The following is a 15,117-nucleotide window of genomic DNA, read 5'->3' as shown; positions in this document are numbered from 1 at the left end:
AGGTATGCAGCGGGTTGATCTTGATGAGGTGGAGTACGACGTCGCGGCGAAGGACATGCGCGGCTGGGTCGAGGAACGCATCGAGGGCAAGGCCGAGGACCGCCTGTTCCTGCTGAGTCATCCGCCGGTGATCACCTACGGCCCGCGGACATCACCGGATGATCTGCCCGCGGGTACTCCGACTGTGGCAGTCGATCGGGGTGGGTTCGCGACGTACCACGGCCCGGGCCAGCTGGTCGGGTACCTGGTGATCGACCTGCACCAGCGCGGCCCGGTCGACGTCGTGCGCTGGGTCGAGAACGGCTTGATCGAGGCCCTCGGGTCGCTCGGCTTCCCGCTGGTACGTCGGGACACGCCGAAGGGCGCCAGCAGCCTGGTCGGGGTCTGGACCGAGGACGGCCGGAAGCTGTGCTCGATCGGCATGCGGATCCGGCGCGGCGTGACCAGTCACGGGTTCTCGGTGAACGTGGACCCGGACATGACCGTGTTTCACACGTTCACCAGCTGCGGGCTGCACGACGTCACGATGGTCTCGCTCGCCGAACTGGCCGCGGAGCAGGGCCTGACTGCCCCCACCGACGCCGACGTGCGCGATGCCATCGCGAACAGCCTGGGAGCCCGATAGCCTGCCGCAATGAGTCAGGAGGACGACGGCGACCGGATGCCGGACGATCTGGAAGCCGCGCTGGAGGTCGCCGACGACGAGGCGGAGGAGGCGCGCCCGGGGCGGTACGACGCGCCGCCGTTGCCGCCGGGGCTGATTCTGGCCGTCGTCGGGCTGCTGTGCGGGTTCGCGACCATCGCGCTGGTGTGGCTGAGTGAGCGCGGCTGCGAACGGTTCCGGGACACCACCAACTGCGGCGCCCTCGGGCTGCCGCTGCTGATCGTGATCGTGGTCGTCACGATGGTGCTCGGCGGTACGGCGCTCAGCCGGCTGGCGATGCCGCACCCGAAGCTGATCCCGTTCCTCGGCGTCGCGTTCATGGTCGCGCTGGTGGTGGCGTTCCTGACCGGCCACCTGGACTCGCCCTGGATCCTCGCGGTCGTACCGGTGCTGACCGCCGTCACCTTCCTGCTCGCCAACCTTCTCGCCCGACTGCTGGAGCGCGCCGATGCCTGACCTGCCCGTCTACGAGTGCCCGCGGACCGCCACCATGCCGAACTTCGACGGCACCCTGACCGACCCGGCCTGGGAGGCCGCGCCGTGGACGACCGCCTTCGTCCCGATCCACGACGGTCCCACGCCACGGTTCCTGACCCGGGCGAAGCTGATGTACGACGACCAGTACCTGTACGTCGGCGGCCTGCTCGAGGAGCCGCATGTCTGGTCGACGATGGCCGAGCACAACAGCAAGCTGTTCCACGAGAACAACTTCGAGCTGTTCCTCGACCCGGACGGCGACGGGCAGAACTACTACGAGTTCGAGATCAACCCGCTCGGAACGATCTGGGAACTCACGCTGCCGAAGCCGTACGTCGACGGCGGCGTGCCGATCGACCCGACGAACCTGCCCGGTCTGGGGACCGCGATCCACGTCGACGGCACGCTCAACGACCCGTCCGACACCGACACAGGGTGGTCGGCGGAGGTCGCCGTACCGTGGGCCGACCTGGCGCCGTACAACAAGGGCCGGGCGACGCCGCCGAACCCGGGTGACGAGTGGCGGATGAACCTGATGCGCTGCGAGTGGGCGCACGAGGTCGTCGACGGCGCGTACGTGAAGGGCGACGACTGCGAGTTCTGGGTCTGGTCCCCACAGGGCATCGCAGACATGCACCGCCCGGCGACGTGGGGCATCCTCCGTTTCTGACCCCGTGACACGGCGTTAACACGGGCGAGCGACAATGAAGCACGTGAACTTGGGGGGCTCCGGCGAAGCACACAGTCTGGAGGCGGACCAGGTCGTCAGCGCGATCGAGCGCGCGTGTGAGAGCGACCTGCGGACCGCCCTACGGCTGGTTGCGCGCTATTCGGCGTACTGGTGGTCGAACGGGCTCCAGGACGAGGCTGCGGCGGCGGCCGAGCGGGTGCTCAGCATGCTCGGCCGGACCGTCCCGGTCGGGCTCGACGAGGAGTACCTTCTGGCCGTCATCCACGGCGCGGCGTCGGCTGAGCAGGAACAGGTGGAGCTGGCCCAGCAGATCGTACTGACGACGACCGGCCCGTTCCGGTACTCCGTGACAGTGCTGCTCTGGTCACTCGTCTTCGGGCCGTTCGAACCGGCTGCCGTGGTCGAGGACGTGCTGGAGCGCAACGAGGGCGGCGACGCGTGGATGCGCGCAGCCGTCGAACTGTGCCGTGGCTACCCCGGTCTGACGACAGCAGCACCGGATGACGCGGCCCAGAGCCTACGTACGGCGCTGGGCCGCTTCCGGATGCTGGAGGACCGGTGGGGCATGTTCCTGGCCCTCAGCGCGCTCCGACATGTCGTCGACGAGCCGCTGGACGCCACCACCGAGGCGCTGGAGCTCGCCGAGCACCTGTGCCTCGCAGACGAGACCGCACTCCTTCTGTGCGAGCGTGCGGAGCTCTACCGACGGCACGGGAAGCTGGAAGACGCACACGCGGACTACAGCCGGGCCCTGTCGATCGGCGAGCACGCCGACCAGCCGGAGACCGTTGCAGCGGCACGGGTCGGTTTGGCGCGTACGGCGCGAGGCACCGGCAATCTCCCGGCCGCCCGAGCGCACCTGTCCGCCGTACTCGCCATCCCTGAGCTGGACGACGCACACTACGAGGCACTGCACGAACTGGCGTCTTTGAACGCGTCTGAGGCGTCGGCGTAGCACCTGACCACATAGCCGAGTGGTACCACTCACATCGCGGGACACGGGTCGGCTGGTTAGAGTCGGAGCGGATCGGGCCTCGACACTGCAACGGAGCAGCTGATGGACAAGACGTACGGGTCGCCGCAGGACGCGGTGGCGGACATCGGGGACGGCGCAAGCCTCGCCGTCGGCGGGTTCGGGTTGTGCGGTAACCCGATGCAGCTCATCAGCGCTCTGCACGACAAGGGGGTCTCCGGGCTCAGCGTCGTGTCGAACAACTGCGGCGTCGACGACTGGGGACTCGGCATCCTGCTCGCCGACAAGCGGATCGCCAAGATGACGTCGTCGTACGTCGGGGAGAACAAGGAGTTCGCCCGGCAGTTCCTGTCCGGGGAGCTCGAGGTCGAGCTGACCCCGCAGGGCACGCTGGCCGAGAAGCTCCGGGCCGGCGGCTGCGGGATCGCCGCGTTCTTCACCCTCGCCGGAGTCGGGACGCAGGTCGCCGAGGGCGGGCTGCCGCAGAAGTACAACGCGGACGGTTCGGTCGCGGTGGCGTCGGAGCCCAAGGAGACGCGGGAGATCAACGGTACGACGTACGTGCTGGAGGACTCGATCACCACCGACTTCGGGCTGGTGCACGCACTCAAGGGCGACACCCACGGGAACCTGGTCTTCGACCGCAGCGCGCGGAACTTCAACCCGCTGGCCGCGATGGCCGGCCGGGTGACCATCGCGCAGGTGGAGGAGCTGGTCCAGCCTGGTGAGCTGGACCCGGACTCGATCCACCTTCCCGGGGTGTACGTCCAGCGTGTCGTTGCCGTCGGCAAGGACATCGAGAAGCGGATCGAGAAGCGCACCGTTCAGCCCCGGAAGGACGCCTGAGATGCCGTTGACGCGTGAGCAGATGGCGGCCCGGGCCGCGGCCGAGCTCGAGGACGGCCAGTATGTGAACCTCGGTATCGGGCTGCCGACCCTGGTCCCGAACTACATCCCGGACGGTGTCACCGTCGTACTGCAGTCCGAGAACGGCATCCTCGGCGTCGGGCCGTACCCGGTCGAGGGCGCCGAGGACCCGGACCTGATCAACGCCGGCAAGGAGACCGTCACGACGCTGCCCGGCGCCTCGTTCTTCGACTCGTCGCTGTCCTTCGGGATGATCCGCGGCGGCGCGATCGACGCGGCCATCCTGGGCGCCATGCAGGTCTCGGCCACCGGCGACCTGTCGAACTGGATGATCCCCGGCAAGATGGTCAAGGGGATGGGCGGCGCGATGGACCTGGTGCACGGCGCGAAGAAGGTGATCGTGCTGATGGAGCACGTCGCCAAGGACGGCTCGCACAAGATCCTCGCCGAGTGCGACCTGCCGTACACCGGTCGCGGCGTCGTCAACCGGATCATCACCGACCTCGCCGTCCTGGACGTCACCGACGACGGCCTGCAACTGGTCGAGCTCGCCGACGGCGTCACCTTCGACGAGCTCCAGGAGAAGACCGGAGCTCCGATCAAGCAGTAGCCGCCTGACCTCCATATCGTTTATCGTTACCATCGACAAACGATATGGAGGTGCTCGCATGAATCTCACCTGGAGCCGCGGGGACGGCCGACTCCTGACCTCCCTGCTCGGGCTCGCCTTCGCCATCGAGGCCGTGGTCGGCCTGCTGATCCCGGCGCTGCACGTCGCCGGCCTCTTCGCCGCCCAGAGCAGCCGCGATGTCGGAGTGAGCGGTCTGGGGACCGCCCTCGCCGAGGCCGGCAGCCTCAAGCTGTCCGCCGCCGAATCCGCGACCCTGACGGTTGCCGACCCGAGCCTCGGCCAGCGGGTCCTGCTCGATCTTCCGGGCCTCTTCGACGCGGTGCCGATCCTGCTCGGGATCTACTGGTTGTTCCTGGTGGCCCGGACGTTGAGCGCGGGCGATCCGTTCGCACCGCGGAACCCGAAGCGCTTGTTCGGGATCGCGGTCCTGATCGTGGTCGGCTCGCTCGGCGACAGCCTGCTGACGGCCCTCACCACCCACCAACTTGTCGCCGGTACGCCACTCGAGGCGCACGTCCCGTTCGCATTCCACTTCTCCTTCCTGCCGCTGGGTATCGCCGCGATCGTCGCTGCGCTCGCTGAGGCGTTCCGCGTCGGCGTACGGCTCCGTGCGGACACCGAAGGGCTGGTGTGATGCCACCGGACGACGACCACCGCATCCAGGTCAACCTCGGCCGTCTGCTGGCCGAGCGCAACATGACCCTGGCCGAGCTGGCCCGGCGCATCGACGTCACCGTCGTGAACCTGTCCGTGCTGAAGAACGGCCGCGCCAAGGCGATCCGGTTCTCCACCCTGACCGCGATCTGCGACGCGCTCGGATGTCAGCCCGGAGACCTACTCGAAGTCACGCGATGAACTTCGTCTCCGGCAGCGCGTGGTTCCAGTCGTGCGGGCGGTGCCGGAGGTGCTGGTCGAAGAACGCCGGGATGTAGGTGCGCATGGCGCGCAGCACCTGGTTCGCGTTCGCCGTACCGACGGTGTTCGCGATCAGCTCCTCCGGGACGGTGAAGAACCGCTGGAACCACGGGATCAGCGCCTGGTAGTCGACGAAGCTGTAGTGGCGGCCGTTCGGGATGTTCAGGTCGCGTTTCCAGCCGGTCGAGTGGTCCCAGAACAGTCCCCAGGACGGGTCCGTGGGGTGGTCGTGCGGGCCCGGGCCGATCGCGCCCGAGCCCATCAGGAGGAACGGGCGGTTCGTGCCCTTCGCGACGGTCGGTGCGTCGGCCGGGTCGTCGTACCCATAGCCGAGTTCGCCGTCCAGGTCGATCGCCGCGCGGATCCGCGGGTCGGCGACCAGCAGGTCGATCGAGCTGAGGCCGCCGGCCGAGTGGCCGTACGCCCCGATCCGGCCGAGGTCGAGGATGTTGCCGAGACCGTGCGGGAGGCGGCGGCGTTCCGCGTCCGGGTTGTCGCCGCGGGCGAGCCGGGTGAGGCTGTCCAGGACGAAGCGGAGGTCGGCGAAGCGGGTCGTGCGGGCGAGCATCGCGTACGGCGCGGGCGGCAGCGTCTGTACTTCGATCCGGTTGCCGGGGAACTCGACGCCTGAGACCTCGTACGTGTGGTCCACGGTCACCACGACGTACCCGCGACTGGCGAGCTCGGCGACGCTGATCGACGCGAGTCCCCGCGGTACGCCGAATCCGGGCGAGAAAAGTACGACCGGGCGCATGCCGGGGCAGACCGGGGCGAGCAGGCCGGCGTGGCTCTTGGCGCCGACCCAGTCGATCGTCCCGACGGGTTGCTGCAGGGCGATCGCGGCGCCTTCGCCGAACACGTCGGCGGTCAGCGGCGGCAGGTACGGCGCGAGCGCGGTCAGCCGGCTCGCCGGGTACCAGATGCTGATCATGAGCTCGCGGCGGCGACCGGGGACGAACGGGTCGTCACGGCTGGCATCGACCAAGTGCAGCTCGGTCGTCCCGACCGGGAACGGGCCGGTCGGCCGCGGCAGCCGAATCGAAACGGGCTTTGCTACTCCGGCGCTTGCTCCTGCCGTTCGTAGGGCGGCGAGTGGGGCGAGGGCGGCGGAGGTGAGGAGAATTCGTCGGTTCAGCATGGATCGACTGTGCCTGGACACCAACTATCTGTTCAGCTTGCGAAAGACACCTGTGATCCCTGGCGAAAGTCGGGTATGACGGGACGGGTGGAGTTGGATGTGCTGGTCATCGGCGGAGTAGGCATCGACACGATCGTGCGGGTGCCTGGCCTGCCGTTGGCGGATGTGGACACGGTTCCGGTCGAACCGATCGAGTCGTACCTGGCGCACACCGGGCACGGTGTCGCGCTCGGCTGTCACCTGCTCGGGCTGAACGCCGGGCTGGTGGACGTGATCGGCGACGATCCCGAGGGCGCGCGGATCCGCCGTGCGTACGACGAGCTCGGCATCCCGCTGCGCGTCGTCCTGCACCCGAGCGGCACCCGCCGATCGGTCAACCTGGTCGCCCCGGACGGCCGCCGGCTCTCGATGTACGACGGCCGCCACCCGCGCGGTCTGCGCGTCGACCCGAACCTCTGGCGCCCGGTGATGCGCCACGCGCAGCATGTGCACGTCTCGATCATGGACTTCGCCCGCGACGCGCTCGGGGACGCGATCGCCGCCGACCGCTCGATCTCCACCGACCTGCACGACTGGGACGGCCGCAACGACCACCACAAGGACTTCGCGACCGCGTCCGACATCGTCTTCGTCTCCGCCACCGCCCTGCCCTCCGACGGCGTCGAGTGGATCCTCGCCAACGGCCGCGCCGACGTCGTGGTCGCCATGGCCGGCGCCGACGGCAGCTACCTCCACGTCCGCGGCGAACCCGTCCACCACTTCCCCGCGATCACCTTCCCCGACCGCCCCGTAGTAGACACCAACGGCGCCGGCGACGCCTACGTAGCCGCCTTCCTGGCCCGCTACCTCGACGGAGCCTCCTGGCCCGACGCCGCAACCGCCGGCACCGTAGCCGCCAGCTGGGCCTGCACCTCCCCCGGCACCCACACCAACCTAATAACCGCCGAAGACCTAGCCCTCCGCACCCGCTGGCTCTAGTTCAGGTGCGGGTCATGGGTGGGTGGAGGGTGGTGGCTGTGCCGCGATGGAATAGTTGGGCGGGGCGGCCGCCGTCTCGGGTTGTGGTGGTGCCGGCGGAGGCTACGAAGTCGGGGGTTTTGGTGACCTTGCGGTGGAAGTTTCGGGGGTCCAAAGGGAGGCCCCAGACTGCTTCGTAGACGCCGCGGAGTTCGGAGATGGTGAACTCCAGTGGGCAGAACGCGGTGGCCAGGGGCGAGTACTCGAGTTTGGCGCGGGCGCGTTCCACGCCGTCGGCCAGGATCTGGTGGTGGTCGAACGCCAGCCGGCCGGAGTCGTCCAGTACGTCGGTGGCGTCGACCCAGCTCGCCGACGCCGCGTCGGAGCCCGCGACGGGTGCGGGCAGATCCGGCACCAGGGCGAGGTACGCCACGCTGACCACCCGGCCACGCGGGTCGCGGTCGGGAGCGCCGTACGTCGCGACCTGTTCGAGGTGGATCCGCTCCGCGGACAGCCCGGTCTCCTCCGCCAGTTCGCGGCGTGCAGTCGTCTCCAGGTCCTCGTCCGGCCGCACGAAGCCGCCGGGCAGCGCCCACCGGCCCTGGTACGGCGGGATGCCGCGGCGGATCAGCAACACCTGGAGGCGGCCGTCGCGGACGGTCAGGATGACCAGATCGGTGGCCAGTCCGAGTGGCTCGAAGTCCATGACTCCACTCTAATTGTCACCTTGACGAGAAGTCACTCGACCCCTTATCGTCATAGTGACGACAAGGAGAACGAAGAGATGGCAGACATCACCCGGTTCCGGTTCATCAGCCACCTGCGGGCCAACCCGACCACCCACGTACGGCACCTGCGCAACGGCAAGGTCGCGCACGACGGCGCCGGCCAGGCGTTCTGGTTCCGGGCGCTGAACTCGTCGCTGAGCGAGATCCCGGTCGACGACCGCGAGCAGCCGCTGCTGTTCCACGGCCGCACGCAGGACTTCCAGGACGTCGTGGTGCAGGCCACCGTCACCTACCGGGTGACCGACCCGGCCCTGGCCTCGGCCCGGCTGGACTTCGGCATCGACCCGGACACCGGGCTCTGGCGGTCGACCCCGCTCGAGCAGCTCGGCGGGCTGCTGACCGAGCTCGCACAACAGACCGCACTCGACCTGCTGGCCCGGATGACGCTCACCGAGGCGCTGTCCGAGGGCATGACCGCGCTTCGCCAGGCGGTCGGCACCGGCCTGCGGGAGGACCAGCGGCTGACCGGGATCGGCATCGGCGTCGAGGACGTCCGCGTGGTCGCCGTACGTGCGGAGCGGGACGTGGAGAAGGCGCTGCAGACGCCGACGCGCGAGATGGTGCAGCAGGCCGCGGACAAGGCGACGTACGAACGCCGCGCGATGGCCGTCGAGCGGGAGCGGTCGATCGCGGAGAACGAGCTGCAGAACCAGATCGAGCTCGCCCGACGCGAGGAGCAGCTGGTCAACCAGCGCGGTCAGAACGAGCGCATGCGTGCGACCGAGGCCGCGGCGGCCGGTCAGATCGAGACGCAGGCCGCGGCCGGTCGTCAGCGCGCATTGGCCGAGGCGGAGGCGGACGCCAAGCGGGTGATCGGCGCGGCGGAGGCTGCTGCCGAGAAGGCCTTGCTGGAGGCGTACGCCGAACTCGACCAGGCGACCATCCTCGCGCTCGCGGTCAAGCAGGGTGCGCTACCGGAGATCGGCACGCTCAACCTGACGCCAGACCTCATCACACCGCTCCTGGCCAAGCTGGCCGGACAGGCATCCTAGAGCCGGAGGTCGTTTCATGAGCCTGCCACCTAGGGCAGTGATCGTGCATCGGGCGACCGAGCTCACCGAGCTGGTCGCCCGGCACGGGACGCGGCAGCAGGCCGGGTTCTTCCTGGCCGGCCGCGGGCGGGACCTGGCCGAGCTGGATGCGCGGCACCAGGCCCAGCAGGACGCGCTCGCCACGGTCTCGGCGGCGATCCCACTGGACTGGCGCCGCGCCGTTGCCGAGCGCAACGACCTGGACCGGTTCGGGTTCGGCCCGGAGGATGTGGTGATCGCGGTCGGCCAGGACGGGCTGGTCGCGAACGTGGCGAAGTACCTGGACGGTCAGCCGGTGATCGGGATCAACCCCGAGCCGGCCCGCAACCCCGGCGTACTCGTGCCGCACGAGCCCGCCGCGATCGCCGATCTGCTGGCCGAGCGTCAGGTCGCCGAGCGGACGATGGTTGCCGCGAGCACCGACGACGGCCAGCAACTGGTCGCGTTGAACGAGGTGTACGTCGGCCATCGGACGCACCAGTCCGCGCGCTACCGGCTGCGCTCCCCCGACGGATTGCCCGAGCGGCAGTCGTCGTCCGGGATCCTGGTCGGCACCGGGACCGGGTCGACCGGCTGGTGCCGATCGGCCTGGCAGGAACGGCGCAGTCCGTTGACGCTGCCAACGCCGATCGATCCGGTGCTGTGCTGGTTCGTCCGCGAGGCCTGGCCGTCGCCGGCGACCGGTACCGACAACACCGAAGGGTTGCTCAAGGCACCGGACTCGTTGACGATCACGGCCGAGTCGGACCTGGTCGTGTTCGGGGACGGGATGGAGTCCGACACCTTGAGCATCGGCTGGGGTCAGCGGATCGAGATCGGTGTCGCGTCGGTGAAGTTGCACCTGGTGGTCTGAATCGTGGCGTGCCACGCGGAGTACAACCGCCGCGCCGAGCCGCCGATCGGACCGACAGCGTTGAACACCGCGCCCCGGCTGGCCGGCTCGGCGTTCTCGATCGCGTCGACGGCCTCCTCGGGCGCGTCGATCGTCGACGAGCACACGTCGAGGATGTAGTCCGGTACCTGCAGCTTCGGGTCGACGCAGCCCACCAGCGGTACGCCGACGGCCGCGACGATCGGGAACACCGTGCCGGGGATGCCCACCGCGCATTCTGCGGTCGCCGACTCCGGCACCGAACCCAGCGCGCTGATCTCGTACTGCTCCCAGAGCGTCCGGTCCTCACGCGGATGCAGCCCGACCACGATGTGCTTGCCCGCCGCCTCCAACTTCGCGGCCGCATCGAGCAGCAACTGCGTGCCCGGCGCCGCGTCCCCGGTCTGGTCCGGGTGCGTGACGCTGGTCAGCACCAGCACCCGGTCCTTCTGCGGCGCGTACGTCGGCAGGTTGTCGGTCTGCGCCGACCCCACCATCCGCGGGCGGTGCTTCCAGCCGAGGTACGCCGCGAACACGTCCGACTCGGCGGGAGACGCCGCCGTCACGAGCTCCAACCGCGACCGGAACTCCTTGGCCCGCGGCGCCTCCACCGGCTTGAGATACGCCAGCGAACTCGCCGCCATCGGCAACCGCTTCAACGCCGCCGCCACATCGGCCGGCCAGTCCGACGCGCCGTTCACCACCAACAGATCAGCCTGCGGTACGTCGCTCAGCGTCGCGACCGGCACCGGGTCACCCGGCTTGATCTGCGTCAGATCCGGAACGACCTGCACCAGCTCCCAACCACGCCGTACGGCCTCAGCCAGCAACGGTTGCGCGTGGTAGGTCCCCCACGGCTCATTCGTTGCCAACAGCACCCGAGTCCGCCGAGGCCGAGCAGCCACCGAGAGCCCCGGCGTACCAGCAAGCCCAATCCCGAGAGCCCCAGCCTTCAACACCGCACGTCGAGTCGCAATCATGCCCAAGACCCTACGAACCCACAGTGAACACCCGCCAACAGCCAGCTGGACCGAAGCCGGGCTGGAGACAACTTGGGGAGGATTTTCTACCCGATCCGGGCAGAAATCCTCCCCAACCCCAACTCCGTGCGGGCTCAGCCTCCGGTCAGGGGGTCGTACGACGGGGTGAAGCGGAAGTGCTCCCAGTCGGTGAAGGCTCCTGGGGCCTTGCCGAGGCTCTTGATGACGGTTGAGGTGCCGTTGGCGTGGCCGACGGCGTACAGGTAGGCGGTTTTGGTGTCCTTGTCGATGCCGAGGAGGATCGAGCCGGTCTTGCCGCACGGTGCCGCGACGAGCTGCTCGAAGATCTGCCAGCTCGACGTCCGCACCGGCGTGATGATCGGCTTGAGCGGGACGCTGGTCGGGATCTTGACCGTGTACAGACCGCCCGCGCGGTTGTTCGCCAGGAACATGTCGTACGTCGGCGTAGTGGCGATCAGTGCGAACGACTTCATCGTGCTCATCCCGGTCACGTACCCGGTGTTGCGCAACCCCTTGCCGACATCGGTCCAGCGCCCGAACTTGCCGTACATGTCCTGCGAGTACAGCATCGTCCGCGTCGGCTTACTGGTCGCGGACGCCTTGTACTGCGACTGGATCAGGAACCGCCCGCCCCACCCGTTGCCGATCCGCTTGAACACCGGCGTACCGACGATCTTGCCGTCGCTGCCGATCGTGTAGGTGCTCTCCATCAGATACCCGGCGCCCCACACAACCTTGCCGCTCCGAGTCGTCCGGCCGCTGCCCGCAGGCACCGCGGTGAACGCGGTCGGATTGCTCACGGCGTACGGCGTCGTGTAGAGGTTCGGCGTGTTGAGGGCAGGGCTGACGGTCGGCGGCGCCGTCGCACTGACGACCCGGCTGTTCACGCCGTCGGCCGAGTCGAACGAGCCGAGCCCGAGCGCACAGGCCGCCGCGACCGCACTGTTGGTTGCAGGTGCAGCGGTGGCCGGCTGGAGCGACGGACCGAGGGTGAGCACAAGTCCGGCAGCGCCGGCGAGCCCAAAGGCCTTACGGAACATCAAGTTGTCCTTTCGGAGGAATCAGTCGCCGTTCGCGACGTCGAACTCGGGGATCGGGGCCCAGCGGAAGTACACCGGGTCCTCGAAGCTGCCGGAGACCTTGCCGAGCGACTTGATCGGCGTCGAAGCGCCGTTCGCGTGCCCGACGGCGTACAGGTAGGCGGTTTTGGTGTCCTTGTCGATGCCGAGCAGCAAGGTGCTGTTGCGGCCGCAGGCCATCGCCGACAGCGTCTCGAAGCCCTGCCAGGTGCGGGTCCGGACGGGCGTCACGATCGGTTTGGCCGAGCCGGCCGGGATCCGGATCGTGTACAGCGCGCCGCCGCGGGTGTTCGCGAGGAAGGTGTCGTACGTCGGTGTCTTCGCGATCAGCGCCATCGACTTGACCGACGCGAACCCGGCGTACGCACCGGCCGCGTGCCACGTCCCGTTGTCGATCCGCCAGCGGTACAGCACGCCGTCGTTCCGGAGCGCGTACGCCGCCTCACGGTGGATCTTGCCCGGGTACGGCGCCTGGTACTGCGAGACCTCCAGCAACCCGAAGCTGCTCCAGCCACCGCCGATCCGCCGAAGCACCGGCTGATCGACGACGGACCCGTTCGTGTCGGCCACGTAGACGCTCCAGTAGAGCGCGTCCCCGATCACGACGTACCCGCCGCGTTGCGCGCCCTGCGGGGCCGGCTCGTCGACCTGGCGGGCGCTGAGGCGCACCTGCCCAGGTTTGTAGACGCCGTTGACCAGGCGGTTCACAGTCGTCGGCGGCGGCGTCGCCCGTACGTCGCTCCGGCGGTGTCCCCCGTCCGCGGTCACCGTGCCCTGCCAGACCTTGCAAGCCTCAGACGTAGCGCCCCCGGTCGCCTGCGCAGCTGCGGGCGTGAGCGCCAGCAGGACCGCGCTCCCCGCCAAAGCGGTTGTCAGTCGATTCATGTCGCCCCCCTCTCACACCCTTTGATACGGCGCAGACACCGAAAGTTGCGGGCGAAGTATTACCCCTGCTGTGTACGAAAAGTGAGCGAGCAGGTGAGTTCTGTGCACAGAATAGGTCTTCACCTACCGCCCATAGGGGGAGATCCACGCATGCGCAGAACTCGGTTACGTACCGGGCTGGCCCTGGTGCTCGCGGCGGTGTTGGCCCCGGCCGCCTCGCTCACCGCGGTCGCCGGGCCTACCGCCGTACCGTCCAAGCCCTTCGTCCAGGGCACCGCGACGGTGCCCGCCTACGACTACGACAACGCGATCCACGAGAAGGTGCAGGTCGACGTACCCCGGCTCGACGGGGACGCGAACGGGATCACCGACCAGATCACGGTCGACATCATCCGGCCGGGCGAGGCGGCTCAGGCCGGGATCGACGTACCGGTGATCATCCAGGCTTCGCCGTACTACGCGGGCGACCCGACGACCTACTTCGACGCGACCGGCACCCGGCAGGTGTTCGGGAGCTGGCTGGACAACTACTTCGTGCCCCGGGGGTACGCCGTCGCGTTCGTCGACATGCCAGGGACGTTCCGGTCCACCGGCTGCAGCGACGTCGGCGCGGACCTCGAGGTGCTCGGCACCAAGGCCGTCATCGACTGGCTGAACAACCGGACCACCGGGCACAAGCCGGACGGCAGCGCCGCGAAGGCCGACTGGTCGACCGGCAAGGCCGGCATGATCGGTGTGTCCTGGAACGGGACGATCGCGAACTCGGTCGCGAGCACCGGCGTCCGCGGGCTGGAGACCATCGTGCCGATCGCGGCGATCTCCAGCTGGTACGACTACACCCGCGGCTTCGGGGTGCCGTTCTACGACGAGTACATGGGCTTCCTGCACGACTACGTCAGCAACGACGCCTCGCCGCGCTGCGAGCAGATGACGAACGAGATCGAGCAGGACTCCGACACCCGCACCGGCTCGTACAGCAAGTGGTGGGACCCGCGGAACTACCGGCTCGACGCCTCCAAGGTCCGGTCCAGTGTGTACGTCGTGCACGGGCTCGGCGACGAGAACGTGAAGACCCGGCAGTTCGGCGAGTGGTGGGACGAGCTCGCGAAGCGGAACGTGCCGCGGAAGATCTTCCTGCACCAGGGCGTGCACCTGGACGGGTTCAGCTTCCGCGACGAGTGGGTGGACAAGCTGCACCCGTGGTTCGACTACTGGCTGCAGGGCCTGAAGAACGGCGTGATGGACACACCGCAGGCGACAGTGCAGCGTGAGGACGGGTCGTTCGTCGACGAGGCGAAATGGCCGGCGGCCGGCGCCAAGCAGACCACGCTGAAGCTCAGCAAGCTGACCGGCACGAGCAGCCCGATCAGCTTCACCGGGACGGACAAGGAGTCGGAGGACACCGTCGTACTCGATCCGACGACACCGCGGACCGACCGGGCGGTGTTCCTCAGCGACGAGCTGGAGAAGGCGGTCCGGGTCAGCGGCACCGGGAAGGTGTCGGTCCGGGTCAAGGTCAACAAGGTTGCCTCAGGCATCAAGGCACGGCTGGTCGACTACGGTACGGCGAACCGGTACGTGAACGTCACGAACGTGCCGGACACGCGCGTCTGCTGGGGTGACGGCAACGCGCTCGACACCGGTTGCTATGCGAAGACGCAGGTCAACACGGCGGTTTCCGACACGTCCGTCGTGGTGCGCACGCTGGCGGACGTCGGGCACTACAAGTCCATGTATTCCAAGGAATCGCTGCGTTCGGATCGTTGGTACGACCTCACGTTCGAGCTGAACGCCGACGACGTGGTGTTCGCTGCCGGTCACCGGTTGGGTCTCGTGCTCACGGTCGAGCCCGACAACCCGTCGGTCCCGTTCGCGGGTGCGACAATCACGCTCGACCCGACCCGCTCATCCCTCACCCTCCCGCTGACGGGCTACACCACAGCCCTCCAGACGGCCGAGGTCCCGCAGGCCCGAGTCCCCTCCACCCGGCTGGCCCAGCCCGAACCGGAGAAGAACCCGGTCGAACTGATGCGCCAAATGGTCGAGGCCTCCCGCTAAGCCATTTGCCTGGTAGACCAGCGAAATGCGGGGTTTGTGACCCTCATCCAGGGTCACAAACCCCGCATTTGATGGGTCGGCCAGGCAAATT

The 15,117-nt window shown here is 68.6% G+C and carries 17 protein-coding genes; 12 read left to right on the top strand and 5 right to left on the bottom strand.

What is annotated here, in order from left to right; all coding sequences use genetic code 11:
* The first annotated feature begins 4 nt into the window (after positions 1–4).
* The 8 genes from lipB (at position 5) to OHB24_RS13585 (ending at position 5,158) form a co-directional block, all read left to right on the top strand.
* Positions 5–625 carry a lipoyl(octanoyl) transferase LipB gene (lipB, locus tag OHB24_RS13620; protein WP_327639365.1) on the top strand — a complete coding sequence of 207 codons (621 nt, stop codon included), beginning with the start codon at positions 5–7 and terminating at the stop codon, positions 623–625.
* A gap of 9 nt (positions 626–634) precedes the next feature.
* Positions 635–1,120, top strand: coding sequence for a hypothetical protein (locus tag OHB24_RS13615; protein WP_327639364.1), 486 nt, complete (start codon positions 635–637; stop codon positions 1,118–1,120).
* Positions 1,113–1,811 (top strand): carbohydrate-binding family 9-like protein, encoded by a 699-nt coding sequence (locus OHB24_RS13610; RefSeq protein WP_327639363.1) that lies wholly within the window; start codon positions 1,113–1,115, stop codon positions 1,809–1,811. Before OHB24_RS13615 ends, OHB24_RS13610 begins: the two co-directional genes overlap by 8 nt.
* Before the next feature lie 43 nt (positions 1,812–1,854).
* Positions 1,855–2,787: a hypothetical protein gene (locus OHB24_RS13605; RefSeq protein ID WP_327639362.1), complete on the top strand. Its 933-nt coding sequence runs from the start codon at positions 1,855–1,857 to the stop codon at positions 2,785–2,787.
* Between the two features lie 102 nt (positions 2,788–2,889).
* Positions 2,890–3,651 carry a CoA transferase subunit A gene (locus tag OHB24_RS13600; RefSeq protein WP_327639361.1) on the top strand — a complete coding sequence of 254 codons (762 nt, stop codon included), beginning with the start codon at positions 2,890–2,892 and terminating at the stop codon, positions 3,649–3,651.
* Between the two features lies 1 nt (position 3,652).
* Positions 3,653–4,282 carry a CoA transferase subunit B gene (locus tag OHB24_RS13595; protein WP_327639360.1) on the top strand — a complete coding sequence of 210 codons (630 nt, stop codon included), beginning with the start codon at positions 3,653–3,655 and terminating at the stop codon, positions 4,280–4,282.
* Positions 4,283–4,340: 58 nt separating this feature from the next.
* Entirely contained in the window at positions 4,341–4,937 is a 597-nt protein-coding gene (locus tag OHB24_RS13590; RefSeq protein WP_327639359.1) for a DUF2975 domain-containing protein, read from the top strand.
* Complete coding sequence (locus OHB24_RS13585; protein ID WP_327639358.1) at positions 4,937–5,158, top strand: helix-turn-helix domain-containing protein; 222 nt, start codon at positions 4,937–4,939, stop codon at positions 5,156–5,158. Before OHB24_RS13590 ends, OHB24_RS13585 begins: the two co-directional genes overlap by 1 nt.
* On the opposite strand, the gene OHB24_RS13580 is transcribed toward OHB24_RS13585, so the two are convergent.
* Positions 5,148–6,356: an alpha/beta hydrolase family protein gene (locus OHB24_RS13580; protein ID WP_327639357.1), complete on the bottom strand. Its 1,209-nt coding sequence runs from the start codon at positions 6,354–6,356 to the stop codon at positions 5,148–5,150. The two genes, OHB24_RS13585 and OHB24_RS13580, sit on opposite strands and share 11 nt — an antisense overlap.
* Before the next feature lie 75 nt (positions 6,357–6,431).
* Here OHB24_RS13580 and OHB24_RS13575 point away from each other — a divergent pair, with 75 nt between their 5' ends.
* Positions 6,432–7,334, top strand: a complete 903-nt coding sequence (locus tag OHB24_RS13575) for a carbohydrate kinase family protein (protein WP_327639356.1) — start codon at positions 6,432–6,434, stop codon at positions 7,332–7,334.
* A 1-nt stretch (position 7,335) separates the two neighbouring features.
* Here OHB24_RS13575 and OHB24_RS13570 read toward each other — a convergent pair whose 3' ends face one another.
* Positions 7,336–8,019 (bottom strand): NUDIX hydrolase, encoded by a 684-nt coding sequence (locus OHB24_RS13570; RefSeq protein ID WP_327639355.1) that lies wholly within the window; start codon positions 8,017–8,019, stop codon positions 7,336–7,338.
* 78 nt (positions 8,020–8,097) lie between these two features.
* On the opposite strand from OHB24_RS13570, the gene OHB24_RS13565 reads away from it, so the two are divergent.
* Complete coding sequence (locus tag OHB24_RS13565) at positions 8,098–9,093, top strand: SPFH domain-containing protein (RefSeq protein WP_327639354.1); 996 nt, start codon at positions 8,098–8,100, stop codon at positions 9,091–9,093.
* A gap of 16 nt (positions 9,094–9,109) precedes the next feature.
* Positions 9,110–9,985, top strand: coding sequence for a hypothetical protein (locus OHB24_RS13560; RefSeq protein ID WP_327639353.1), 876 nt, complete (start codon positions 9,110–9,112; stop codon positions 9,983–9,985).
* Here OHB24_RS13560 and OHB24_RS13555 read toward each other — a convergent pair.
* The 3 genes from OHB24_RS13555 to OHB24_RS13545 form a co-directional block, all read right to left on the bottom strand.
* On the bottom strand, positions 9,934–10,983 hold the full coding sequence (locus tag OHB24_RS13555; protein WP_327639352.1) for a hypothetical protein: 1,050 nt from the start codon (positions 10,981–10,983) through the stop codon (positions 9,934–9,936). The genes OHB24_RS13560 and OHB24_RS13555 overlap by 52 nt on opposite strands.
* Positions 10,984–11,117: 134 nt before the next feature.
* Positions 11,118–12,044: a hypothetical protein gene (locus OHB24_RS13550; RefSeq protein WP_327639351.1), complete on the bottom strand. Its 927-nt coding sequence runs from the start codon at positions 12,042–12,044 to the stop codon at positions 11,118–11,120.
* Between the two features lie 21 nt (positions 12,045–12,065).
* Positions 12,066–12,968, bottom strand: a complete 903-nt coding sequence (locus OHB24_RS13545) for a hypothetical protein (protein ID WP_327639350.1) — start codon at positions 12,966–12,968, stop codon at positions 12,066–12,068.
* Between the two features lie 150 nt (positions 12,969–13,118).
* On the opposite strand from OHB24_RS13545, the gene OHB24_RS13540 reads away from it, so the two are divergent.
* The gene (locus OHB24_RS13540; protein WP_327639349.1) at positions 13,119–15,026 is read left to right on the top strand and encodes a CocE/NonD family hydrolase; all 1,908 of its coding nucleotides are present in this window, start codon (positions 13,119–13,121) and stop codon (positions 15,024–15,026) included.
* The last annotated feature ends 91 nt before the right edge of the window (positions 15,027–15,117 follow it).

It is taken from the genome of Kribbella sp. NBC_00482 (genome assembly GCF_036013725.1).
GTDB lineage: Bacteria > Actinomycetota > Actinomycetes > Propionibacteriales > Kribbellaceae > Kribbella.
The sequence above is the reverse complement of the archived record's forward strand: the minus strand, read 5'-3'. Positions and strand labels throughout refer to the sequence as shown.